We start from the raw sequence: 24,211 nt of genomic DNA, 5'->3' as shown, positions 1-24,211 counted from the left end.
GGTCCCGGGCTCGAACACGGGCGATAACTGCTGACAAAGTCCCATCGGGGTCGGGTAAAACCATGATCAACTGCTACGGGGCGGGGAGGAGGAGGGGGGCGAAGTAGGCGGCGAGCAGGTCGGGGCGGTCGAGCGGGAGGAGGGCGCCGACGTACATATCGGGGCGGACCACGACGACACAGCCCGCGCGGTCGATGCCGCGGGCGGTGAAGATGTCCTCGGCCGGGTCGGCGGCGTACACCAGTTCCTCGTCGATCACCCCGAAGGGCCCGAACTCGGGCCGGAACACCGCCGGCACGTCACCGGGCTCGATCTGATCATGGTCCTGCTGCCAGATCACCTTCACGTCGAAAACCGCCCCGGCATCCGCGCCGTCGACCCGGGTGCGGACATAGGGCGACTCCGGTGCGGTGCGCAGCCAGTCCGCCCAGGCCTCGATCGCGCCACCCTGTCCCGGCGCCTCGGGCCCGGCGAAGGCGTACAACCGCCACCGCCCGTCGGCCCGCGCATGATGGCCGAGCTCGATCGGTACCGCGTCGCAGACCCGGGTCACCGGTGCCGAGCGGAACCGCTGCCCGATCGGGAAACCGGTCGCCAACCCCTGGTACTCCGCCCCGGCGGTCAGCACCGACGGTTGGTAGTGCACGCCGAAGCCGGAGGCCTGGATCTCCGAGCGCACGTAGTGGTCGTAGACCTCCTGCGGATCGATGCCACCCAGCTCGGGATGCGCCGGGTCGAAGGTCCGCGCACCCATCAGCGTCGACCATTCGCGGTCGAAGTCGATCAGCTTCTGCGCCACCACCTGGCGTTCGCTGGAATAGCTGTCCAACAGCTCCGCCGGGCTCAGCCCGGTCAGCACCGAGCCGAGTTTCCACCCCAGGTTGAAGGTGTCCTGCATGGACACATTCATCCCCTGCCCGGCCTTCGCCGAATGGGTGTGGCAGGCGTCGCCGGCGATGAACACCCGCGGCCGCTGCGCACCGCGCCGCTCGGCCGGGACGTCGTCGAAGGTGTCGGTGAGCCGCTGGCCGACCTCGTAGACGCTCCACCAGGCGACGTGCGGCACCTCGAGCCGGTAGGGCCGGAAGATCCGCTGGGCGATCTCGATGATCTTCTCGATCGGGGTGGCCCGGATGCGGTGCGCGTCGTCGGGCGCCAGATCCCCCAGGTCGACATAGATCCGGACCAGCGAGTTGCCCTCCCGCGGGATCAGCAGGATGCTGCCGGCATCGGAGGAGATCGCGCACTTGGTGCGGATGTCGGGGAAGTCGGTCTTCACCAGCACATCCATCACCCCCCAGGCATGGTTCCGGGAGTCGCCGCGCAGGGTTCCGCCGATCGCGGTGCGGACCTGGCTGCGGGCACCGTCGCAGCCGACCGCGTACCGGGCGCGGACCACCCGCTCCTCCCCCACCTCGTCACCGGCGGTACGCCGCAGCGTCGCCACCACTGGATGCGTACCCGACTCCTCGACGCGCAGCTCGGCCAGCTCCCAGCCGTAGTCGGGGGTCATCCGGCTCGGCGAGTTGGCCATGTATTCGGCGAAGTAGTCCTGCACCCGGGCCTGGTTGCAGATCACGTGCGGGAACTCGCTCAGCGCGCTCCCCGGCAGGGCGGCGCTGTCGATCACCTTCTCGGCGCGGGCGATCCGGGCCCGGTCGGTGGGATCGGGTCGCCAGAACTGCATCTCGATGATCCGGTACGCCTCGGCCAGCAGCCGGTCGGCGAAACCGAAGGCCTGGAAGGTCTCGATCGAGCGCGGCTGCAACCCGTCGGCCTGGCCCCGCTCCAGCCGTCCGGCGCGGCGCTCGATGATCCGGGTATGCACGCCCGGGTACATCGACAACTGGGCACCGAGCAGCATCCCCGCCGGACCGGTGCCGACGACCAGCACATCCATCTCATCGGGGAGCTCGGCCGGGCGGTCCAGCCCGATCCCGGCCGCGGGCAGGACCCGCGGATCGCTGGTCACATAACCGAAATGGTGGAACTGCACTCAGTACACCCCTCCCTGCTCCTCCCGGACGGCGCCGCGGGCCTGCGACACCGCGGCGTCGAGCCCGCGCGCCAGCACGGTGACATCGGCCTGCACCACGACGAAGTCCACCCCGGCTGCCAGATAGCGCTCGGCGTCGGCGGGCACGAAGGCGTTCACCCCGACCGGTTTGCCGGCGGCCCGGACGGTCTCGATGGTCCGCAGCACCGCCGCACCGACCACCTCGGGACCGGGCTGCCCCATCGACCCGGCCAGATCCGAGGGGCCGATGAAGATCGCATCGACACCGTCGACGGCGGTGATCTCGGCGGCCCGCTCGACCGCCTCCGCGGTCTCGATCTGCACGGTCAGCGATACGTACGCATCGGCGTTCGGCACGTAGTCGGGCACCCGGGTCCACTGGGAGGCGCGGGCGAGCGCCGAGCCGATCCCGCGTACGCCCGCCGGCGGATAGCGCATCGCGCGGACCGCGGCCTCGGCCTCGGCGGCGCTGGAGACGGTCGGCACGATCAGGTTCTGGGCGCCGATGTCGAGGAACCGTTTCATCGCGATCGCGTCGTTCCACGGCACCCGGACCAGGGCGGTGACGTCGTGACCGGCGACCGCCTGCAACAGCGGCAGGGCGGTGCTGGCGTCGATCGGACCGTGCTCGGCATCGATCAGCACCAGGTCGGCACCGGAACCGGCGACGATCTCGGTGGCGACCGGGCTGCCGCTGGCCGCCCAGAGCCCGACCAGCGGCTCGGTCCGCTCCCGGAGCCGGTCGGCGAAGGTCGGTTTCAGTCGAAGGAGCATGTCACCCGTCCCAACTCGTGGTAGTCGCAGCTCACCAGGTCACCGCGTTCGACCCACATCGGCCGGGTGAAGGAGCCCGCCAGGATGATCTCACCGGCCGCCAGCTGATCGCCGTGTCCGGCGAGCCGGTCGGCGAGCCAGACGACGCCGCGGGCCGGATGCCCGAGCACCGCACCGGAGACCCCGGACTCCTCGATCACCTCACCACGGGAGAGCATCGCCCCGACCCAGCGCAGGTCGTCGATCTGCCCGGGCGGGATCCGCTCGCCGAGCACCATCGCCCCGAGTGCGGCGTTGTCGCTGATCGTGTCGACGATGGTGCGGCCCTGCAGCTGGATGTGCGAGTCCAGCACCTCCAGCGCGGGGATCACCGCGGAGGTCGCGGCCAGCACCTCCTCGACCGAGGCACCGGCGGCGACCGGGGCGCCGAGTTCGAAGGCGAGCTCGACCTCGATCCGCACGTTCGAGTAGCGGTCGAAGGGGATGCGTACGCCGGAGTCGAAGACCTGGTCGTCGAAGATCACCCCGTAGTCGGGTTCGTCGATCCCGGTCGCCTGCTGCATCGCCCGTGAGGTGAGGCCGATCTTGCGGCCGACCAGCGTCCGCCCGGCCGCCTCCCGCCGGGACCGCCAGACCCGCTGCACGGCATAGGAGTCCTCGATGGTCATCTCCGGGTACCGGGCGGTGATCAGCTCGATCGTCGTCCGCGACTCGCTCGCCGCGGCGAGTTCGTCGGCCAGCTGCGCCACGGTCCGGTCGTCCAGGCCGCGCCCCCCGCCGGCCATCAGACCTGATGACCCATCTTGAAGCCGACCTCCTCGTCGGGTTCGGCGGCGACCGCGTCCCCGGGGGCCCGGGTGTAGGAGAAGCCGTCGGCGCCGACGGTGACATCCATCTCTCGGGCGTCGGAGCGTTCGACGACCTCCTTCGGGTTGCCGTCCAGATCGAGCACCAGGCTGGCCTCGGTGTACCAGGACGGCACCACCGGGTTGCCCCACCAGTCCCGGCGCTGGTTGTCGTGCACGTCCCAGGTGATCGTCGGATTGTCCGGGTCGCCGGTGTAGTAGTCCTGGGTGTAGATCTCCACCCGGTGCCCGTCGGGATCGAGGATGTAGAGGTAGAACGCGTTCGACACCCCGTGCCGGCCGGGCCCGCGCTCGATCCGGTCGGAGATCCGCAGCGCGCCCATCTTGTCGCAGATCTGGATGATGTTGTGCTTCTCGTGGGTGGCGAAGGCGATGTGGTGCATCCGCGGCCCGTCGCCACCGGTGAGTGCGGTGTCGTGCACGGTCTGCTTGCGGTGCAGCCAGGCGGCGTAGGTGACCCCGTCGGAGTCCTGGATGTCTTCCGAGACACGGAATCCGAGGCTTTCCAGGTACGCTCGCCCGCGCGGCACGTCGGGGGTCACCTGGTTGAAGTGGTCGAGCCGGACCAGCTCGCCGGCGTCGTAGATGTCGTAGCGCTGGGTGAGTCGCTCGACGTGGTCGACCTCGTAGAAGAACTCGTAGGGGAAACCGAGCGGGTCCTCCACCCGCACCGCGTCACCGATCCCGTCGACGAAACCGTCGGCGCGACGCTCGGTGCGACACCCCGATGCCCGGTACCAGGCCTCGGCCCGGTCCACGTCCTCGGGCGTACGCACCCGGAAGGCGAAGGCGGCGGTCGCGGCGACCGGGCCCTTGCGCAGCACCAGGTTGTGGTGGATGAACTCCTCCAGCGAGCGCAGGTAGATCGCCTCGTCGTCCTCCTTGGTGACGTGCAGGCCGAGCAGGTCGACGTAGAACTTCCGGCTGGCGGCCAGGTCGGTGACGACCAGCTCCAGGTATGCGCACCGGACGATGTCGGGTGGCGGCGGCATCTCGGTGCTGGGTGTCTCGCTCATGGGTGCGGCTCCTTTGCTGCTGGGTAAGGTCATTCGGCCAGTTCGGCGGCGTCCTCGACGGAGCCGAAGCGGGCGGTGTGGACGTCGCCGAGCGTGATGTGCACGGCCTGCTGGTCGGAATAGAAGTCGAGGCTGCGGTAGCCGCCCTCCTGGCCGAGACCGGAGGCCTTCACCCCGCCGAAGGGGCTGCGGAGGTCGCGCACGTTGTGGCTGTTCAGCCACACCATCCCGGCCTCCACGCCCTGGGCGAAGGTGTGCCCGCGGACCAGATCACTGGTCCAGATGTAGGCGGCCAGGCCGTAGCGGGTGTCGTTCGCCAGCTCGAGCGCCTCCAACTCGTCGTCGAACGGGGTGATCGCGACGACGGGGCCGAAGATCTCCTCCTGGAAGATTCGCGCCTCGGGCGCGACATCGGCGAACACGGTCGGGGCGACGTAGTTGCCGGTCTCCAGTCCCTCGGGCCGGCCCCCGCCGGCCAGCAACCGGCCCTCGCCCTTGCCGATCTCGACATAGGACATCACCTTCTCGAAGTGCTCGGGGTGGACCAGCGCACCGACCTCGGTCTTCGGGTCCGACGGGTCGCCGACCACGACGTTGCGGGCCCGGGCGGCGTACCGCTCGACGAAGTCGTCGTAGATCGACCGCTCGACCAGGATCCGGGACCCCGCGGTGCAGCGCTCACCGTTCAACGAGAAGACCCCGAACAGCGTGGAGTCGATGGCGGCGTCCAGGTCGGCGTCGGCGAAGACGACGGCCGGGGACTTGCCACCGAGCTCCATCGACATGGCCTTCAATCCCTCGGCGCAGTTGCGGAAGATCAGCTGGCCGGTCCGGGACTCACCGGTGAAGGAGATCAGCGGGACGCCGGGGTGCTTGACCAGTGCGTCACCGGCCTCCTCGCCGATGCCGTTGACCAGGTTGAACACCCCCTCGGGCAGTCCGGCCTCCTCGAAGATCCCGGCCCACAGGGAGGCCGACAGCGGGGTGAACTCCGCCGGCTTGAGCACCACGGTGCAACCGGAGGCGAGTGCGGGGCCGAGCTTCCAGGATTCCAGCATGAACGGGGTGTTCCACGGCGTGATCAGCCCGGCCACCCCCTTGGGTTTGCGGTGGACGTAGTTCAGCTGGCTGTGCGGCACCTGGTAGGCGTCGTCACGCTGGGCGACGATCAGGTCGGCGAAGAAGCGGAAGTTCTCGGCGGCGCGCTGCGCCTGACCCCTGGCCTGGGTGATCGGCAGGCCGGAGTCGAAGGTCTCGAAGGCCGCCAGTTCGGCGTCCCGGGAGGTCACGATGTCGGCGATCCGCTGCAGGATCTTCGCCCGCTGGCGCGCTTTCATCCCCGGCCAGGGGCCCTCTTTGAACGCGGTCGTGGCCGCGGCGACGGCGGCGTCGATGTCGGCCTGCTGACCGGCGGCCGCGGTGGCGTACACCTCGTTCGTCACCGGGTCGAGCACGTCGAACTTCTCACCGCCGACGGAGTCGACGTGCCGTCCGCCGATGTAGTGCTGCAGGTGGCTCGGCAGATTCGCTGGTCGCTGGCTCATGGATGCCCTGCTTTCTTTCGGTGGAACGGTTTCTGAGTCATCGGAGGTCCGCCGGCGCCTCGTGGCCCGGGCGGTGCAGGAAGGCCTGCGGGGTGGCGAGCCGGTGTTCCCGGACCGCGAGTTCGATGGCCCGCGGGTCGGCACCGGTGCCGATCAGTTCGAGGATCCGGTCGTGCTCGGCGACCGAGGCGGCCGCGCGGGTCGGCACGTAGGCGAAGGTGGAGCGGCGCAGGCGGGCGAGCCGGTGCCAACCGCGATCCACCAGATCACGGAGATGGCTGTTCGGGCAGGGATCGCTGAGGGCCCGGTGGAAGGCCTCGTTGAGCCGGGTGAACTGGACCGGTTCCAGGTCGGCCAGGCTGTCGCGGAGCAGGTCGTTGAGTTCGCGGGCCTGCTCCAGATCGATCGCGTCCGGGACCTCCGCGGCGTACATCACCGCGGCGCCCTCGACGATCGACAGGGTCTGCACGGTCTCCAGGTATTCCCGCTCGTCGATCTCGGCGACCCGGGCCCCGACATTGCGTTCGAAGGTGACCAGGCCCTCGGCCTCCAGCCGGCGGATCGCCTCGCGGACCGGGACCACGCTGACACCGAGCTCGGCGCCGAGCTGGGCCAGGACCAGCCGCATCCCCGGTTCGTAGCGACCCTCGACGATCCGGGCACGCAGGATCTCGTACGCCTGTTGGGATTTGCTCGCCGTCGCCCGGGTCATCGCTGCTCCTGGAAGCGGGCCCGCCATTCGGCGTTCATCGGGAAGAGCCCGTCGACCTTGTGGCCCTGTTGGACCATCTCGGCGATGAACTCCTCCTCGGCCTCCTGCTGTTCGGCGGCGGTGAGGAGTTCTTCGACCATTCCGGGTGGGATCACCAGCAGGCCGTCACCGTCGCCGACGATCACGTCCCCGGGCTGCACGGTGGTGCCCCCGCAGGCGACGGTCTCATCGAGCGCCCAGGGCACGTGCCGGCGGCCGAGGACGGCGGGATGGGAGCCGGCCGACCAGGTGGGTACGCCGATCTCGGCGACCACGTCGGCGTCCCGGACCGCGCCGTCGGTGATCAGCCCGGTGGCGCCGAGCTGCCGGGCCCGGAGCGCGAGCACGTCGCCGAGGGTGCCGGCGTCCCGTTCGCCGCGGGCGTCGATCACCACCACCTCACCGGGGCGCAGGGAGTCGAAGAGCCGTTTCTGTGCGTTGTATCCGCCGCCGTGGGAGGCGAACAGGTCTTCGCGGCCGGGGACGTAGCGCAGGGTGCGCGCGGTCCCGACCAGGCGGGCGCCCGGTTGCAGCGGTGCCAGCCCGTCGATGGTGACATCGTTCAGCCCGCGTTTGCGCATCAGCTGGGCCAGGGTGGCGACCGCGACCCCGCGCAACCGCTCGGCGGTCTCCTTGCTCAGCGTGGTTTCCGCGGGTCCGGTGAACTCCTCGATGGGCCGGCCGGAGGCATCCGCCCACTGCTCGGGGGTCGGTTTCGGTTGCGGGCTGTACGCCGGCAGCGGCTCGCTGCCCGCAACCGCGGTGGTCGCGAGCCGGCCGGTGGACCGCTCACCCGCGCGCACCTCGACCTCGACGGTCTCACCGGGGCTGAAGGTGGAGGCGCCGGCGGGCGTGCCGGTGAGGATCACATCGCCCGGTTCGAGGGTGATCAGCTGGGAGAGGTCGGAGACGATCTGCGGCAGCGAGAACAGCAGCGTCGAGGTGTCGTCGGACTGGACCAGCTCGCCGTTCTTCCAGACCCGGATCTCGAGGGCGGCCGGGTCGAGTTCGGCGGCCGGCAGCAGGTCCGGGCCGATCGGGGTGTAACCGTCGCCGCCCTTGGAGCGGACGTTCGCCCCCTTGTCGGCCCAGCGCAGATCGAAGACGCCGAGGTCGTTGGCGGCGGTCACCGCGGCGACGGCGTCCCAGGCCTGTTCGACCGGGATCCGGCGGCCACCGGTGCCGATCACCAGCGCGATCTCGCCCTCGAAACCGAGGATCTCGCAGCCGGCCGGCAGTTCGACCTCCCCCGCCGGCGCCAGGGAGGTGGGCGGCTTGAGGAAGTAGCCGGGGGCCTCGGGCGTACGCCCCTTCTGCGCGGCGCGGGCCGGATAGGAGATGTGCATCGCGAACACGGTGCCGGGGCGGGTGCCCAGCAGCTCCCAGGCCAGCTGGGCCGGAGCCGGTACCGAGGGGGTGTGCGTCGTCGCCATGGGATGCATCGTATACGATCCATCGAGGGCTGACAACGGTTCGAGCCCGATCCGGATCCGACTGTTGACTCTCGCCGCGGCGTACCGGATCGTATATGATACGAATCGTCCGCGGCCGATACAGCCGAGACGCCGACATACCGAGACAAGGGAGTCTCCCCGTGAACACAGCGGTGCACAGCAGTCCCAGAGAACGCAGGAAGGTCGTCGCGGCGACGATCGTGGGGACCACCATCGAGTGGTACGACTTCTTCATCTACTCCTTCGCGGCGAACCTGGTGTTCGCCGAACTCTTCTTCAAACCGGCCGGGCCGGAGTTCGCGACGATCCTCTCGCTGCTCACCATCGGCCTGTCCTTCCTCTTCCGGCCCCTGGGCGCGTTCCTCGCCGGCCACTTCGGCGACAAGCTCGGCCGCCGCCCGATGCTGGTGCTCACGCTGCTGCTGATGGGTGGCGCGACGACCCTGGTCGGCCTGCTGCCCACCTACGAGACCATCGGCGTCGCCGCCCCGGTGCTGCTGATGCTGCTGCGCATCCTGCAGGGCATCTCCGCCGGCGGCGAATGGGGTGGCGCGGTGCTGATGTCGGTCGAGCACGCGCCGGCCCGCAAGCGCGGCCTCTACGGCATGTTCCCGCAGCTGGGCGTACCGCTGGGGATGATGCTCGCCTCCGCGATGCTGGCGATCATGCGCAGCGTCGCGCCCGGTCCGGCCTTCCTGGCCTGGGGCTGGCGGGTGCCCTTCCTGGTCTCGATCGTGCTGATCGTCGTCGGTTACGTGGTCCGGCGCACCGTCGAGGAATCGCCGGTCTTCCAGGAGATCCAGGAGCACAAGGAGCAGGAGTCGGCCCCGATCGGCGTGCTGTTCAAGCGGTACGGCGGGATCGTCGTGCTCGCGGCGATGCTCTTCGCCGGCAACAACGCGCTCGGCTACATGACCACCGGCGGTTACATCCAGGGCCTGGCTTCCCGCCCACCGGCCCAGGGCGGGTACGGATTCAACCCGGTCGGCGTCCAGCTGGCGATCCTGGTCAGCGCCTTCGTCTGGTTCCTCTCCACCCTCTTCGGTGGCTGGCTCTCCGACCGCTTCGGCCGGAAGCGCACCTTCATCCTCGGTTACGTGCTGCTGCTGGCCGCGGCGATCCCGCTGTTCGAGCTGGTCAAGCAGGGCGTCACCGGGATCGGTCTCGGCGCCTCCCTGCTGGCGATCGGGCTCGGCCTCACCTATGGTCCGCAGGCCGGTTGGTACGCCGAGATGTTCCCCGCCTCGGTGCGCTTCTCCGGGGTCTCGATCAGCTATGCGATCGGCGCGATCTTCGGCGGCGCCTTCGCCGCCTCGATCGCCCAGGCGCTGCTGCAGGCCACCGGCACCACCTGGGCCATCGTGGCCTACCTGGTGGTGATGATCGCGATCGGCACCACGGCGGCGATCCTGCTGAAGGACCGCAGCCACATCCCTCTGGACATCGGCTTCGAGCGCTCCGGGCAGTGGGACAGCTGGCGGCCCGGTGACCCGACCGAGGTCGAGGAGACCCCGCGGCACCGCGCGGATTCCGTGTGAGGTAACGGAATCCACCGATGCGGCGGTGCCCTTCTCAACCGGTGTGATGCACCTCCTGGAGGCCGTAGACGGGTGTGTCGATGCCCTCCAGGCGGGCCTTGAGCTGCAGCGCCAGATAGAGCGAGTAGTGCCGGGACTGGTGCAGGTTGCCACCGTGCATCCACAGATTCGGCACCTGGGTCGGCTTCCACATGTTGCGCTGCTCGCCCTCCCACGGACCCGGATCGAGGGTGGTGTCCGAGCCGAGCCCCCAGCACTTGCCGAGTCGGTCGGCGGTCTCCTGGTCGATCAGGTCGGCGACCCAGCCGTTCATCGAGTTGTAACCGGTGGCGAAGACGACCACATCGGCCGGGAGCTCGGTGCCGTCGTCGAACCGGACCCCGTTCTCGGTGAACTCGGTGACCTGCCCGTGCGCCAGCTTCACCTGACCGTCGGCGACCAGGTCGGCGGCCCCGACGTCGATGTAGTAGCCCGAGCCGCGGCGCAGGTACTTCATGAACAGCCCGGACCCGTCATCGCCCCAGTCCAGCCAGAATCCGGCCTTCTCCAACCGGTCGTAGAAGTCCTTGTCGGCCTCGGCCATCTTCTCGTACGCCGGGATCTGGAAGGTGTGCATGATCCGGTAGGGCAGCGAGGCGAAGATCAGGTCCGCCTTCTCGGTGGTCACCCCCGCCGCCAGTGCCCGCTCGGAATAGAGATCGCCGAGCCCGTACTCCATCAGGCTGCCGCTCTTCACGATGTGGGTCGACGAGCGCTGCACCATGGTCACGTCCGCGTCGTGCTCCCACAGCGCCCCACAGATGTCGAAGGCGGAGTTGTTGCTGCCGATCACCACCGCCTGCTTCCCGGCGTACGCGTCCGGTCCGGGATGCGCGGAGGAATGGTGCACATCGCCTTTGAACTTCTCCACCCCGGGGATCTCCGGGATCCGCGGTTTGCCGCTCATCCCGGTCGCGAACACCAACTGGGTGGGCTTCAGGGTCAGCGCCCGGCCCTCCCGCTCCAGCTCGACGGTCCACTCGCCGGCCTCCTCGGAGAAGGAGGCGCTCTTCACCTGGGTGCTCGACCAGTAGGGCACCTCCATCACGTTGACGTAGCTCTCCAGCCAGTCACCGATCTTGTCCTTGGGCGCGAACACCGGCCAGTTGTCGGGGAACTTCAGGTAGGGCAGGTGGTCGTACCAGACCGGGTCGTGCAGGCAGAGCGACTTGTAGCGCTGCCGCCACTGGTCACCGGGGCGCGGATGCTTGTCGACGACCAGTGCGGGTACGCCGAGCTGCCGCAACCGCGAGCCCAGCGCGATGCCGCCCTGTCCGCCGCCGACCACGAGCACATAGGGCTGGGTGGTCGACCCGAGGTTCTCGGCCTCCTCCTGCCGGCGCTCCTGCCAGGTCTTGCGCTGCTTGTTCGCACCGTGTTCGGCACCCATCGGGCGGTGCGTGCCGCGTGGCTCCTCGTGGCCCTTCAGCTCATACATCGCCGTCAGCAGGGTCCAGGCGCGGTCCTCACCGTCCTCGCTGACGAGCCGGACCAGGCCCATCCCGCGGCCGACGGCGGTCTCGAAGCGGAGCCAGGCGGTGATCACCCCGTCGGCCTCCTCCGGCGGCTCGGAGGTGGCGAAACCGGTGGCGGCGGTCCGCTCGCCGGTCTGGGTGACCAGGTCCGCCACCTGCTCCCGCCCCTCGACGGTCTTCAGGTTCCAGGTGAACGCGATCAGGTCGCGCCAGTAGCTCTCGGTGGCGAACAGGTCCGCGGTCGCCGCACCGTCCGCGGCGGACAGCGCCTGCTGGAAACGGGCCAACCAGGCGTCGACGCGGGCCTGCGGGTCGCTGGGAGCCCCGGTGTCGGTCGTGGCGTCGGCGGCCGGATCGAGGGTCTGGGTCATGCGGTGCCTCCCTGGTCGGTCATCTGTGGCGAGGGTCACATCACACCCCGACCACAGCGGGGGCGACAGCGTTGCATCGTGTTGCAACGTCCGGGGCGCGGGCGTGGCGGCCGTCACATCCGGCATCTATCCTCGAAGGCGAGCCGACGACAAGGACGACGATGGCCCGAACCATGCAGGACCGAACGAGGCGGGGTGGCGCGGTCGCGCCGGGGACCGATCTGAGCCTGCGTGCCCGGGAGCTCCGCGTCCTGCACGACGCGATCCTGTCGGGGTTGCGGCCGACGAAGGCCCCACCGGTGCGGGAGCTGGTCGTCCGCTCCTGGCGCCGGGTGATGGCCACCGGGCTGGCCGCGGACGCGAGCAATGCCCGGGATCCGCTGCCGCTCGCCGAGGTCGAGCGGCGGCGTACCGCCTCCGCACTGACCCTGGTGATCGACGAGCTCCGGCACGTGCTGACCTCGGTGGCCGATGCATCGAGCTATCTGATGGTGGTCACCGACGCGGACGGGGTGGTGCTGTGGCGCGAGGGATCGACCCGGGTACGCCGCCAGGCCGACTCCCTGGGTTTCGCCGAGGGCGCGCTGTGGACCGAGCAGACGGTCGGTACCAACGCGATCGGCACCGCACTGGCCGAGGCCGCGCCGGTCGAGCTGTTCTCCGCCGAACACTTTGCCCAGGCCCAGCACCCGTGGTACTGCTCGGCCCGGCCGATCCACGACCCGCGCACCGGTGAGCTGCTGGGTGTGGTCGATGTCAGCGGCCCGGCGCTCACCCTGCACCCGACGATCCGGGTGCTGGTGGAGAGCGCGGTCCGGTTGGCCGAGGCCCGGCTGGGCGACCTGCACCGGGAGCGGCTGGACCGGTTGCGGCGGACCGCCGAACCGCTGCTGGTCGGGGCCCGCGGCCCGCTGCTGGTGGTCGACGACCTGGGCTGGGTGGCCCACCAGGCCGGGTTGGCCCGCCGGGACCGGGTCCAGGTGCCGCAGCAGCAGCACCCGCTGGCGGTCCCCGGTCTCGGTATCTGCCTGCCCGAACGGCTGGCCGAGGGGTGGCTGCTGCGCCCGGAGGCCGCCGAGGCCCGGATGAGTGCGCGGCTGATCGCCGCCGAGCGGGTGCTCGAGGTCGATTCCGCCGACGGCCCGTGGCGGGCGCCGCTGACCGCCCGGCACGTCGAGCTGCTCCGGCTGCTGGCCGGTGCTCCGGCGGCGGGTCTGACCGCGGCCGAGCTGAGCAACCTGGTCTACGGCGACCCCGACCATGCCGTCACCATCCGCGCCGAGCTGTCCCGGTTGCGGCGCAGCGTGGGCGCGCTGGTGGAGTCACACCCCTATCGGATCTCCCGGGATGTCCGGTTCCGCATCGAGGAGGGGGTCACGCCCGAAGCGTGACCGGCAGCTCGGTGATCCCGCGGAAAACCCAGCCGGCCCAGCTGGCCGGGCGGTCGGCGGCCAGCGCCAGGTCGGGGAACCGCTGATAGAGCCGCGGCAGCGCGATCTCACCGACCGCGGTCTTGGCGGCCCAGCGACCGGCACACATGTGGGCGCCGTTGCCGAAGCCGACATGGCCGCGGGCGTGCCGGGTGATGTCGAAGCGGTCCGGGTCGGGGAAGGCCTCCGGGTCCCGGTTCGCGCTGGCGAGCAGCACACCGACCTGGGCGCCCTCGGGGATCTGCACCCCGAGCACCTCGACGTCCCGGGTCGTCTGCCGGGGCACCATGCCGATCGGTGACTGCCAGCGGACGGTCTCCTCGAAGGCGCCGCCGAACAGCGACGGGTCATCGAGCACCATCGCGCGTTGTTCGGGGTGCTGCTCGAGTGCCCAGACCATCGCGGTGATCATGTGCTGGGGTTCGTTCATCCCGCCGGAGATCGTCAGCCGGGTGTTCACCCGGACCTGGTCCTCGGACAGCCCGGCCTGCATCAGGTGGCTGGTCACCGAGCCGTTCGGTTCCTTGGCCAGCCGCGGGATCAGCTCGTCGAGGACCGCGTCCACCTCCTCGCGGGAGCGGGTGCAGCGAGCCCAGATGTCCTGGTCGTCGAGGATGTTGCCGATCCCGGCGATGTAGTCGGTCGACCAGCGGGCCATGTCATCGACGGTGACCCCGTCGACCACGTCGAAGCCGACCAGGTCGATCAGGTTCTGGCTGGCGACCGGGGCCGCGAAGTCCCGGTTCAGGTCGGGGTCGGACACCTCGGCCAGCCGGTCCAGCCAGCGGTCGACGGATTTCTCGAACTTCGCCGACCAGACCGTCTTGATCGCCTTCGGCCGCAGTGTCGGGTTCACCGCGCCGCGCTCCTCGGCGTGTGCCGGGTCGTCCAGGCGCAGCATCGGCCGGCCACCGAGGGCCTCGACCATCAGATTGGGTGAGCTGTGCGAGGAGAAGGTCTCGGGATCGTGCTCGGCGGCCAGTACCGCCGCCTGGCTGGTCATCAGGTGGCGCCCGATGGTCGGCACCTGCACGACCGGACCGACCTCGCGCAGCCGGGCGTACCCGGGGTAGGGGTCGGCGAACATCTCGTGCGGGTCGAACCAGTCGATGACCGGTGCGGTGGTCGGCGCTGCTGCATCCTGCATGGCGTACTCACTTCCTCGGGAGGCCTGTGCCGAGTCTCGCACCGCCGCTTCATCGGCGCACGCGCAGATATCAGGGGTGGAAACGCGAGTGAGTCGTGGAATCACCCGGGGCGGCCCACGGTCAACCGCGTACGCCGGTCCGCCACTTCTGCACCTGGCCGGGCGCCCACCCCACCAGCGTCCGCAGCAGCCGCGAGCGGCCCGTCTCCCTGGGCCAGGCGAGCACGATGGTGGTCGGCTGCGGCTGCGGATCGATCTCGCAGACCGCCACCCGGCCGCCCTCGTAGGTGCGGTCGGTGGCCTGCCGCTGCACCAGCACGGTGTAGCCGAGACCGCGGCCGACCAGGGACCGGGCCAGCTCGTAGTTCCCGGTCACGTACCGGACGTTCGGGCGTACGCCGGTCGCGGTGAACAGGGCCTGGGTGTTCTGCCAGGCGGGCTCGACGTTGTACTGGATGAAGGGCTCCTCGGCCAGGTCGGCGAGCCGGACCCGGTCCGCGCCGGCCAGTCGATGATCGGCCGGCAGCAGCACGTGCGCGGGCAACCGGTAGAGCACGATGGTGTCGAGGTCGCCGCGCAGATCGCGCTCGTAGAGGATCGCCGCGTCGATCAGACCGGACTCCAGCCCGTCCAGCAGCTCGTACTGGGAGCCCTCGGCCAGGCGTACCCGCACCGCCGGATGCTCCGCCTCGAACCCCTCGACGATGCGCGGCAGCAGCGACGGCGCCAGGGTCTCGTAACAGCCCACCACCAGACTGCCGGCCAGCGCACCGTCGGCGGCCGGTTGCAGGTCGGCGGCCGCGGTCAGCAACGCCCGGGCCCGCGGCAGCAGGGCCGAACCCGCGGAGGTGAGGGTGACCCCGTGCGCCCGCCGGCGTACCGTCAACCGCTCGCCCAGGTGCCGCTCCAGCTCCTCGATGGCGGCCCCGACCGCCGACGGCGAGGCGTGCAGCTGCTCGGCGGCGGCCGCGATGGTGGCCGCGTCGGCGACCGCGACGAAACACTCGAGCTGGCGCAGCGTGAAGTCGGGCACGATTCCTCGATCCAGTCGTGTTTGCAACCCGAGAATAGGCGCTTTTCCCGAGGATTGGGGACGTGCTTCACTCGGTGCCACGACGCCGCGCAGGTGCGGCCCGGCGAGGAGGAGCAACGATGCCCCACATTTCGTACACCCATTCCGACGGCTCCGTCGACGAGGTCGACGTCGAGGCCGGGGTCTCGGTGATGCGCGCTGCGCTGGCGAACGGGGTCGACGGGATCGTCGGCGAGTGCGGTGGCCAGGCGATGTGCGCGACCTGTCACGTCTACGTCGCCGACCAGACCGGCCTCCCGGAGATCTCCGAGGATGAGGAGGAGATGCTCGAGGAGACCGCGAGCGAGCGGACCGAGGAGTCCCGGCTCGGCTGCCAGCTCACCGCCGGCGCCGACTTCGAGACCCTCGCGGTGCGCCTGCCCGAGGAGCAGGTCTGATGGCGATCGTCATCATCGGCGCCGGGCATGCCGGGGTCGAGGCCGCCGACGCGCTGCGCCGGCAGGGTTACGACGGGGAGCTGACGATCGTCGACGGCGCCACCCACGAGCCCTACCAGCGGCCGCCGCTGTCCAAGGACTACGTCGATCCGGGCGCGGACGCGAGCCCGCTGCCGATGCGGGCGGCGAAGTTCTGGGCGGACCAGCGGGTACGCCTGCTGCTCGGCTCCCCGGTCGAGCGGGTGGACCGCGAGGCCCGGATCGTCCGGCTGGCCGACGGCACCGAACTGGGTTACGACGACCTGGTGCTGGCGACCGGGGCGCACGGCCGGCCCGCGCCCTGTGCGGGGTCCGAGCTGGATGGGGTGTTGATCCTGCGCACCCTGGACGATGCGATCCGGGTCCGCTCGATGCTCGCGGACGCCCGGCGGGTGGTGGTCGTCGGTGCCGGTTTCATCGGGCTGGAGTTCGCCTCGGCCGCCGAGAAGCGCGGCCTGGCGGTGACCGTGCTGGAGCTGGCCGAGCGGCCGATGCAGCGGGTGCTGAGCCCGGCGATGTCCGAGCACTATCGCGCGCGGCATCAGGCCGCGGGCGCGCGGTTGGTCTTCGGCGAGGGACTGGCGGAACTGGAGGGCAGCGACGGCCGGGTGAGCGCGGTGATCGGCAGCAGCGGGGCCCGGTACGAGGCCGATCTGGTGGTGCTCGGGTTGGGCATCACCCCGGCCGACGAGCTGGGTCGGGAGATGGGCCTGAGGATCGACAACGGGATCGCGGTGGACGAGCAGCTGCGGACCAGCGACCCGCACATCTATGCGATCGGTGACGTGGCCTCCTATCCGAGCGGGTACGCCGGTTGCCGGGTCCGGTTGGAGGCGGTGCAGAACGCCACCGATCAGGCGCGGGCACTGGCCCGGACGCTGACCGGGACCGCGGAGGCGTACACCGCGGTGCCGTGGTTCTGGACCGTGCAGTGCGGCACGAAGCTGCAGATCGCGGGCCTGGCGGTGCCGGAGATGGAGACCGTGACCACCGGGGAGCTGGACGCCGGGAAGGGCAGCGTGCTCGGTTTCATCGACGGCCGGCTGGTCTGCGTGGAGAGCGTCGGCGCCCCGGGTGATCACCTGGCCGCCCGGAAGCTGATCGCCGCCGGCGGCGGTGGGGTCACCCCCGAGCAGGCCCGGGAACCCGGGTTCACCCTGAAGGCGGCCGCCAAGGCCCTGGCCTGAACGACCGGGCAATTCCCCGATCGACTCGCCCGAGCAATCTCTTGGGCCCCATCCGCCGGTGTTCGTCGTTCAGACGGGCGATAACTGCTGACATGGTGCGGAGGGTCGGGTACAATTTAGTACATCCATGTACTAACTGAGTCGTGGGAGTCCGGACCGGTCAGGGAGGATCGATGGCGTACTACCGCAGCGTGGGGAGCATTCCGCCGAAGCGGCACACCCAGCACCGCAACAGCAACGGCGGCCTCTACTACGAGGAGCTGATGGGTGAGGAGGGGTTCTCCGCCGATTCCTCGCTGCTCTACCACCGCAACATCCCCTCGGCGATCTCGGCGACTCGGCCCTGGCAGCTGCCCGACCAGCAGACCCGGCCCAACGATCCGCTGCTGCCCCGGCACTTCAAGCTGCACGACCTGTTCGCCGAGGAGAGCTGGGCGAGCACCGACATGGTCAACGGTCGGCGGCTGCTGCTCGGCAACAACGATGTCAGGATCGGCTACGTCGTCGCCCGCGCCGAGAGCCCGCTCTACAAGAACGCCACCGGTGACGAGCTGGTCTACATCGAATCCGGGGATGTCCGGCTGGAGACCGTCTTCGGGGTGATCGAGGCGACCGGCCACGACTACCTGCTGATCCCGCGGGCCACCATCCACCGCTGGCTGCCGCACGGCTCCGAGCCGGTGCGGGCGTACATCATCGAGGCGAACTCGCACATCGCCCCGCCGAAGCGGTTCCTGTCCCGCTACGGCCAGCTGCTGGAGCACGCGCCCTACTGCGAGCGCGACCTGCACGGGCCGAACGAGACCTTCGAGATGACCGGTACCGACGTGCCGGTGCTCACCAAGCACCACGGCCGGGCCGGCATCACCGGCACCGAGATGGTGCACGCCAACCACCCCTTCGACGTGGTCGGCTGGGACGGTTGCCTGTATCCGTGGAAGTTCAGCGTGGACGACTACGAGCCGATCACCGGTCGGGTGCACCAGCCGCCGCCCAGCCACCAGGTGTTCGAGGGCACCAACTTCGTGGTCTGCAACTTCGTCCCGCGCAAGGTCGACTACCACCCGCTGTCGATCCCGGTGCCCTACTACCACTCGAACGTCGACTCCGATGAGGTGATGTTCTACTGCGGTGGGGATTACGAGGCCCGCAAGGGCTCCGGCATCGGCCAGGGATCGGTCTCCCTGCACCCGTCCGGCCACGTGCACGGGCCGCAGCCGGGGGCGTACGAACGCTCCATCGGTGCGGAGTTCTTCGACGAGCTCGCGGTGATGGTTGACACCTTCCGCCCGCTCGATCTGGGTGAGGGCGCCACCGCCAGCGAGGACGACTCGTACGCCTGGAGCTGGGTCCGGAACGCGGGTGGCGCCGCGGCCGCCGACGAGAAGCCCGGGGGCGATCGTGGCTGACGCGAATCCCCTGCTGCAAGGACTTCTGGACGACGCCGCGGTCTTCCCGCCCGGCAACAAACCGCTCGAACAGGCCGTCCCCGATCATCGGGCACACCGCCGCTCCGCGCACCGCGACCTGGTCGGCCCGCTGGTCCTGCCGCGCTCCGCACTGGACGAGATCCCCCGGCTCACCCGCGGCTGGGCGGACGGGGCGCTGGAGATCTCGCTGACCGGTGTCCCGGTGACCGAGGCGGCCGCGGTGGCCGAGGACGCGATCACCATCTCCTCGATCCGGCTGGCCGCGCTCGAACTGGTGCTCGGCGACCCGGCACCGGACCGGCTGACCTGGCGGCTCACCGAGCTCGCCGCCGTGCTGCCCGGGGTCCAACTGTTCCTGGAGATCCCCCGGGGTGCCGACGGCGGCTACGACACCGCGGTGATCGAGGCCCTGGCCGGTACCCCGGTGATGGCCAAGCTGCGGACCGGTGGGGTGACCCCCGAGCTCTATCCCACCGATGCGCAGCTGGCCACCGCGATCCGGGCGGCCGTGCGATCACAGGTGCCGTTCAAGGCCACCGCCGGGCTCCACCACGCGATCCGCAACACCGCCGACAGCGAGGCCGGTGAGCTCGAACAGCACGGCTTCGCGAACCTGCTCACCGCCACCGGCGCCGCGCTGACCGGTGCGGACGACGACCAGGTCGCGGCGGCGCTGGCCGAACGTGACCCGAAACGGGTCGCCGCCGGATTGGCCGGTCTGGATCCGGGAGTCCGCCGCTCGTTCCGGTCCTTCGGCACCTGCAGCATCGATGAACCCGTCGAGGAGCTGGACGAGCTGCTGGGTCTGAACTGACCAGACAAAAAACTTTGCAGAAGTATTTGCATTCGGGAACCGGGTGCAAAGAGGCTGCGTCACTCCACGCGTGCCCGGCAACCGCGGCACCGCCCGGGACCCCGGGTGCACTGCAAAGGAGTGAACATGAGCCGCACCGCCATCTCCCTGGCCGCCGCCACCCTGGCCGCGGTCCTGTCCGTGACCGGCTGCACGGCGGGATTCTCGTTCGGCAGCAAGTCGGTCAAGAAGGCCGACGTCGAGGCGAAGCTGACCACCGAGATCGCGAACCAGACCAACACCCAGCCGACGGTCACCTGCCCGAGCGACCTCAAGGGTGAGCAGGGCACGTCGATGGACTGCAGCGCCCTGATCAACGGCAATGTCTACCCCGTCCGGGTCAGTGTCAGCGGCGTCCGGGGCAGCACCGTGGACTACAGCTTCCGGATGGACAGCACGCCGGCCGGCGGGAACACCGGTCCCTCGGCGAGCCCGACCTCGAGGCCGACGACCAGCCCGAGTGAGGAGCCCAGCTCCACCCCGTCCCCGGAGCCCAGCGACGAGCCCACCGACGAGCCGACGACCAGCGGGGGCAAGGTCGCCCGGGTGAACGTCGAGCTGGCGATCATGAACAAGGTCAAGGACCAGAGCGGGCAGACGGTGATCGTCGACTGCCCGCGCGATCTCGCCGCCAAGGTCGGCACCACGATGACCTGCGACTGGAGTTCACTCGATCGCAGGGGCAAGGTCGAGGTCGAGGTGACCACGATCGACCCCGACGGCAAGGTCAACTTCACCTTCCGCAACGTCTCCTGACCCGGAGGCACCCCACGAAGGCCACCCGGTCCGCGGACTCTCCCCCGCGGGCCGGGTCCTTCAGTCTCCGGCGGCGGGGGCGAGGGTCGCGGTCTGGCCGGCGCGTTCGAGGGCCGCGGCGACGAGCCCGGAGGCCTTGGCGTCCTCGACGAATCCGGCGAGGTACGCCGCGGCTTCGGCAGGGAGCTCGCGCGGGCCGGCGACCGCCTGGCGGATCTGCATGAACGCCGGCTCCAGGATGCGCAGCCCGTGCTCGGCGGCGTAGGCGGTGAGCGGTTGGCGGATGCCTGCGGCCACGTCGAGGCCCTGCTCGGCGAAGACGGCGGTGCCGTCGGTCCCGCGGACCAGCTCGGCGTGCTGCAGCGTACGGGTCAGGAAGAGGTCGTAGGCCGATCCCTCCTTGACCCCGATCCGCACGCCGGGTCGGTCCACCTGGTCGGCCGAGTCGATCCCGCTGGCCGCCGGCACGGCGTATCCGCCCTCGATGAACAGGTAGGGCGCGGTGAACGTGACCTGCGCGGCGCGCGCGGGTTCGTCGGCCAGGAAGGCGAGATCGACCTCCCCGTCGACCAGGGCGGTGAAGGCGGCCTTCGCACCGGTGACGGTCCGCAGTGCGAGCGGGACACCGAGCCGCTCGGCGAGCTCGCGGGCCAGCTCGACGGTGACCCCGGTCGGGGCGTCCGCGGTGCCGGCGGCGAGCACCGGATTGCCGAGGTTGATCACCGCACGCAGGGTGCCGGTCGGGGCGAGTGCGCTGCCGGGGCTCGAGGTCATGGGGCCGATCCTAGGGCCAGGAACTGCGTTCGCGCGGTGTCGGTTGCACCGTGGAATCCCATTGCACAAAGGGTTCCGCGAGCTGGTAGCGGTTGTCGGGTTGCCGGTTCAGCACCACGAATCCGCCATTGGGCGGGTTGCTGATCGATTCGAAGAACTCAACGCTCCAATGGAACCAGCGCATGCAGAACAACCGCATCGTCAGACCGTGGGTGACCAGCACGACGTTGTCCTCCATCGCCGGATCGTCGAAGTTCCGGTGCAGGGACTCGAGAAAACTCGACACCCGGTCATAGACGTCGCTGCCGGATTCCCCTTCGCTGAAGCGATACCAGAAGTGGCCATAGGAGTTGCGGAGCCGTTTCTGCTCGGCGATCTGCACCGGGTCCTGGAAGTTCGCCCAGTCCTGTTCCCGCAGCCGTGGTTCCAGCCGCATCTCGTCGGTGGGTACGCCGAGGTCGAGCAGTTCGGCGGTCTGCCGGGTCCGCACATACGGCGATACCCACATCCGCAGGGATTCGGTGCCGATCAGCTCCCGCAGCCGGTGCCCGGTTTCGGTCACCTCGGCGCGGCCGCGTTCGGTCAGCGTCAGCGCGTGGTCGGGCACGGTCTCATAGATCGAGTCGTCCGCGTTGCCCTGGGATTCGCCGTGCCGGACCAGGATGATCCGCTGCGGGCGATGCGCGGACCGGCGTGCCGGGCAGTCCGATGGTTCGGCCACGATCAGCGGTCGCTCCGGGTCGGGTCGGCCAGGGCGGCGAGCCGGTGCAGCGAGGCGAGCAGCCAGTCCGCGCTGGTCTTGCCGGCCCGTTCCAGCCGCGCCGGGTCGGTCAGCTCGGTCCAGTCGTAGCTGTGGGTGACCCGGGTGCCGCCGGTCGGCACCGACTCCAGTTCCCAGCGCCACAGGTGCCCCGGTGGTTCGGTACCGGGTTCGGCCGGCCGCCAGGCGATCCGGCGGCCCTCGGCGTACTCCACGACGTGGTTCTCGCGGACCTTCCCGTTGGTGAGGGTGGTGGTGAACACCTCGCCGACGGCGCGGATCCGCTGCCCGGGCGCGGCCTCGGCCAGATTGTCGTTGCCGTCCCAGCGCGGCTGCTGCGCCGGATCGGCGATCAGCTCGAAGATCGCCGCGGGCTCGGCGGCGATGTCGAGGCTGGCGGTGACGAAGCGCGGCTGGTCCTGGTTCACCACTCGATCGTGTCACATCGGTGACCGGCGCCGGCCGAAACCCGCGGCCGTTAGGATCGGCGTACGCCCGCAGCACCTGCCCAGAAGGAGTGCCATGCCCGCCGATGACGCCGCCCTGTTCGGCCCGGAAAACCTGCCCTACGGAGTGTTCTCGGTCGATGGCGGTGCGCCGCGGGTCGGCGTACGCCTCGGGGATGAGGTGATCGATCTGGCACAGCTGTTCGGCGATCCGCGGTTCGAGCAGCCGTCGCTGAACGCGTTCATGGCCAGCGGCTACGAGTCCTGGGTGGAGGTGCGGCGGCAGCTGCAGGAGCGGATCACCGAGCAGGCGTTGCCCGCCGAGACCCGGATCCCGCTGAGCGAGGTCACCCTGCAGATGCCGATCGAGGTCGCCGACTACGTCGACTTCTATGCCTCCGAACACCACGCCAGCAATCTGGGCCGGTTGTTCCGCCCCGATGCCGAGCCGCTGCTGCCGAACTGGAAGCATCTGCCGGTCGGTTATCACGGTCGCTCGGGCACGGTCGTGGTCTCCGACACCGACATCCGCCGGCCGTGCGGGCAGCGGAAGGCACCCGATGCCAGCGAGCCGACCTTCGGGCCGAGCACCCGGTTGGACATCGAGGCCGAGCTGGGCTTCGTGGTCGGCACCGGGTCGCGGCTCGGTGAGCAGCTCACCACCGCCGATTTCGAACGTTCGGTGTTCGGCTGCGTGCTGGTCAACGACTGGTCCGCCCGCGACATCCAGGCCTGGGAGTACGTGCCGCTGGGTCCCCACCTGGGCAAGAGTTTCGCGACCTCGATCTCGCCCTGGGTGGTACCGCTGCTGGCGCTCACCGAGGCCCGCCGGGAGCTGCCCGGCCAGGATCCGACACCGCTGCCCTATCTGCGTGAGGAGCGCGGCTGGGGGCTGGACATCGAGCTGGAGGTGGCCTGGAACGGGCAGGTCGTCTCGCGTCCGCCGTACGGGGAGATGTACTGGTCGCCGGCGCAGATGCTGGCGCACATGACGGTGAACGGGGCGACGGCGCGGACCGGTGATCTCTATGCGTCGGGGACGATCTCGGGGCCGGAGAAGGAGCAGCGCGGTGCGTTCATCGAGCTGACCTGGGGTGGCAAGGAGCCGGTCACCGTCAACGGTGAGGAGCGCACCTTCCTGCTGGACGGTGATCAGGTGGCGATCTCGGCGACCGCACCGGGGGCGCACGGGTCGCGGATCGGCTTCGGCGAGGTACGCGGGCAGATCCTGCCGGCGCCCTGTGCGTGAGACCGGTTTGCCGACCCCCGGGTGGCGGGCAACAGTGGGGTCATGACCCGACGCGAGATCGTGCTGGCCGAGGAGGATCCCCGGGCCGGCTATCCCCTGCTCACCTCCAGCGTGGTGCCGCGCCCGATCGCCTGGGTGTCGACGGTGTCCGCGGCCGGGGTGGTGAATCTGGCGCCGCATTCGTTCTTCACCGTCGCCTCCCGGCGGCCGGCGATGGTGCAGTTCACCTCGAACGGGGTCAAGGACTCGCTGACCAATGTCCGGGAGACCGGGGAGTTCGTGGTCAACTTCGTCAGCGAGGAGCTGGCCGGGGCCGCGAACGCCACCTCGGCGACTTTTCCTGCCGACGTTGACGAATTCGCCGAGGTCGGACTGACCACCGAACCGGCGCGGTTGGTCGCACCGCCCCGGGTCGCGGCCTCCCCGATCGCCATCGAGTGCCGGTTGCACCGGATCGTCGAGGTCGGTGACAGCTTCCTGGTCATCGGTGAGGTGCTCTGCGTCGCGATCGAGGAGTCGGTGCTCGACCCGGACGCCAAACGCCCGCGGCCCGCATACCAGAAGCTGAACCCCGTCGCCCGCCTCGGCGGCCCCGACGAATGGGCCGCCCCTGGCGACCTTTTCCGCCTCACCCGCCCCGACTGACCCCCGTTCATCGAGTAGTCGGCCATGCGCAGCGAAGCGGAGCAATGGCCGACGTGTCGAGATGAACCCGTACCACCCCTGCGCGCTCACGTTCATCGAGTAGGTCGCGCAGCGACCGTGTCGAGATGAACCCCTTCGCCCCTGCGCCCTCACGTTCATCGAGTAGGTCGCGCAGCGACC

22 protein-coding genes are annotated in these 24,211 nt (G+C 70.1%); 9 read left to right on the top strand and 13 right to left on the bottom strand.

Annotated elements, in window-relative coordinates:
- Positions 1-73: 73 nt before the first annotated feature.
- From C8D81_RS11535 to C8D81_RS11505, 7 genes are read right to left on the bottom strand one after another with little or no spacing between them, the layout of a single operon-like run.
- Positions 74-1,996, bottom strand: a complete 1,923-nt coding sequence (locus C8D81_RS11535) for an FAD-dependent monooxygenase (protein ID WP_133626102.1) — start codon at positions 1,994-1,996, stop codon at positions 74-76.
- Positions 1,997-2,791: an HpcH/HpaI aldolase family protein gene (locus C8D81_RS11530; protein WP_133626101.1), complete on the bottom strand. Its 795-nt coding sequence runs from the start codon at positions 2,789-2,791 to the stop codon at positions 1,997-1,999.
- Positions 2,776-3,576 (bottom strand): 2-keto-4-pentenoate hydratase, encoded by an 801-nt coding sequence (locus C8D81_RS11525; RefSeq protein ID WP_133626100.1) that lies wholly within the window; start codon positions 3,574-3,576, stop codon positions 2,776-2,778. Before C8D81_RS11525 ends, C8D81_RS11530 begins: the two co-directional genes overlap by 16 nt.
- Positions 3,576-4,673 carry a 3,4-dihydroxyphenylacetate 2,3-dioxygenase gene (gene hpaD / locus C8D81_RS11520; protein ID WP_133626099.1) on the bottom strand — a complete coding sequence of 366 codons (1,098 nt, stop codon included), beginning with the start codon at positions 4,671-4,673 and terminating at the stop codon, positions 3,576-3,578. Before hpaD ends, C8D81_RS11525 begins: the two co-directional genes overlap by 1 nt.
- Positions 4,674-4,702: 29 nt before the next feature.
- Entirely contained in the window at positions 4,703-6,217 is a 1,515-nt protein-coding gene (gene hpaE, locus C8D81_RS11515) for a 5-carboxymethyl-2-hydroxymuconate semialdehyde dehydrogenase (protein WP_094431424.1), read from the bottom strand.
- A 37-nt stretch (positions 6,218-6,254) separates the two neighbouring features.
- On the bottom strand, positions 6,255-6,929 hold the full coding sequence (locus tag C8D81_RS11510; protein WP_094431427.1) for a GntR family transcriptional regulator: 675 nt from the start codon (positions 6,927-6,929) through the stop codon (positions 6,255-6,257).
- Entirely contained in the window at positions 6,926-8,401 is a 1,476-nt protein-coding gene (locus C8D81_RS11505; RefSeq protein WP_094431429.1) for a fumarylacetoacetate hydrolase family protein, read from the bottom strand. The genes C8D81_RS11510 and C8D81_RS11505 overlap by 4 nt, the downstream gene beginning before the upstream one ends.
- 161 nt (positions 8,402-8,562) lie before the next feature.
- On the opposite strand from C8D81_RS11505, the gene C8D81_RS11500 reads away from it, so the two are divergent.
- Positions 8,563-9,960, top strand: a complete 1,398-nt coding sequence (locus C8D81_RS11500) for an MFS transporter (RefSeq protein ID WP_208109238.1) — start codon at positions 8,563-8,565, stop codon at positions 9,958-9,960.
- A gap of 34 nt (positions 9,961-9,994) precedes the next feature.
- On the opposite strand, the gene C8D81_RS11495 is transcribed toward C8D81_RS11500, so the two are convergent.
- Entirely contained in the window at positions 9,995-11,845 is a 1,851-nt protein-coding gene (locus C8D81_RS11495) for a flavin-containing monooxygenase (RefSeq protein WP_094426410.1), read from the bottom strand.
- Positions 11,846-12,006: 161 nt separating this feature from the next.
- Here C8D81_RS11495 and C8D81_RS11490 point away from each other — a divergent pair, with 161 nt between their 5' ends.
- Positions 12,007-13,236, top strand: coding sequence for a GAF domain-containing protein (locus C8D81_RS11490; RefSeq protein ID WP_229119580.1), 1,230 nt, complete (start codon positions 12,007-12,009; stop codon positions 13,234-13,236).
- Here the strand turns inward: C8D81_RS11490 and C8D81_RS11485 are convergent.
- Together C8D81_RS11485 and C8D81_RS11480 are read right to left on the bottom strand one after the other, a co-directional pair.
- On the bottom strand, positions 13,220-14,422 hold the full coding sequence (locus C8D81_RS11485; RefSeq protein WP_094426414.1) for a cytochrome P450: 1,203 nt from the start codon (positions 14,420-14,422) through the stop codon (positions 13,220-13,222). The genes C8D81_RS11490 and C8D81_RS11485 overlap by 17 nt on opposite strands.
- A 121-nt stretch (positions 14,423-14,543) precedes the next feature.
- Positions 14,544-15,455, bottom strand: coding sequence for a LysR substrate-binding domain-containing protein (locus tag C8D81_RS11480; RefSeq protein WP_094426416.1), 912 nt, complete (start codon positions 15,453-15,455; stop codon positions 14,544-14,546).
- A gap of 119 nt (positions 15,456-15,574) precedes the next feature.
- Between C8D81_RS11480 and C8D81_RS11475 the strand changes: the two genes are divergently transcribed.
- From C8D81_RS11475 to C8D81_RS11455, 5 genes are all read left to right on the top strand, one after another.
- Complete coding sequence (locus tag C8D81_RS11475; RefSeq protein WP_094426418.1) at positions 15,575-15,892, top strand: 2Fe-2S iron-sulfur cluster-binding protein; 318 nt, start codon at positions 15,575-15,577, stop codon at positions 15,890-15,892.
- Positions 15,892-17,118 (top strand): NAD(P)/FAD-dependent oxidoreductase, encoded by a 1,227-nt coding sequence (locus tag C8D81_RS11470; RefSeq protein ID WP_094426420.1) that lies wholly within the window; start codon positions 15,892-15,894, stop codon positions 17,116-17,118. Before C8D81_RS11475 ends, C8D81_RS11470 begins: the two co-directional genes overlap by 1 nt.
- 173 nt (positions 17,119-17,291) lie before the next feature.
- Positions 17,292-18,527 (top strand): homogentisate 1,2-dioxygenase, encoded by a 1,236-nt coding sequence (locus tag C8D81_RS11465; protein ID WP_094426422.1) that lies wholly within the window; start codon positions 17,292-17,294, stop codon positions 18,525-18,527.
- Positions 18,520-19,362, top strand: coding sequence for a hypothetical protein (locus tag C8D81_RS11460; protein WP_208109237.1), 843 nt, complete (start codon positions 18,520-18,522; stop codon positions 19,360-19,362). Before C8D81_RS11465 ends, C8D81_RS11460 begins: the two co-directional genes overlap by 8 nt.
- Positions 19,363-19,488: 126 nt before the next feature.
- Positions 19,489-20,157 (top strand): DUF4333 domain-containing protein, encoded by a 669-nt coding sequence (locus C8D81_RS11455; protein ID WP_094426425.1) that lies wholly within the window; start codon positions 19,489-19,491, stop codon positions 20,155-20,157.
- Positions 20,158-20,217: 60 nt separating this feature from the next.
- Here the strand turns inward: C8D81_RS11455 and C8D81_RS11450 are convergent, their stop codons facing one another.
- From C8D81_RS11450 to C8D81_RS11440, 3 genes are read right to left on the bottom strand one after another with little or no spacing between them, the layout of a single operon-like run.
- Positions 20,218-20,931, bottom strand: a complete 714-nt coding sequence (locus tag C8D81_RS11450; protein ID WP_094426427.1) for a transporter substrate-binding domain-containing protein — start codon at positions 20,929-20,931, stop codon at positions 20,218-20,220.
- A 10-nt stretch (positions 20,932-20,941) separates the two neighbouring features.
- Positions 20,942-21,652 carry a histidine phosphatase family protein gene (locus tag C8D81_RS11445; protein ID WP_094356909.1) on the bottom strand — a complete coding sequence of 237 codons (711 nt, stop codon included), beginning with the start codon at positions 21,650-21,652 and terminating at the stop codon, positions 20,942-20,944.
- 2 nt (positions 21,653-21,654) lie between these two features.
- Positions 21,655-22,119 carry an SRPBCC family protein gene (locus C8D81_RS11440; RefSeq protein ID WP_094426429.1) on the bottom strand — a complete coding sequence of 155 codons (465 nt, stop codon included), beginning with the start codon at positions 22,117-22,119 and terminating at the stop codon, positions 21,655-21,657.
- 94 nt (positions 22,120-22,213) lie between these two features.
- Between C8D81_RS11440 and fahA the strand changes: the two genes are divergently transcribed.
- Complete coding sequence (fahA, locus tag C8D81_RS11435; RefSeq protein WP_094426431.1) at positions 22,214-23,386, top strand: fumarylacetoacetase; 1,173 nt, start codon at positions 22,214-22,216, stop codon at positions 23,384-23,386.
- 42 nt (positions 23,387-23,428) lie between these two features.
- A complete protein-coding gene (locus C8D81_RS11430; RefSeq protein ID WP_094404284.1) occupies positions 23,429-24,031 on the top strand; it encodes a flavin reductase family protein in 603 nt (200 codons plus the stop codon).
- Positions 24,032-24,211 lie beyond the last annotated feature (180 nt).

The organism is Enemella evansiae, from assembly GCF_004362375.1.
Classification (GTDB): Bacteria; Actinomycetota; Actinomycetes; order Propionibacteriales; family Propionibacteriaceae; genus Enemella; species Enemella evansiae.
Note: the sequence above shows the minus strand (reverse complement) of the source record. Positions and strands in the feature narration are given on the sequence as shown.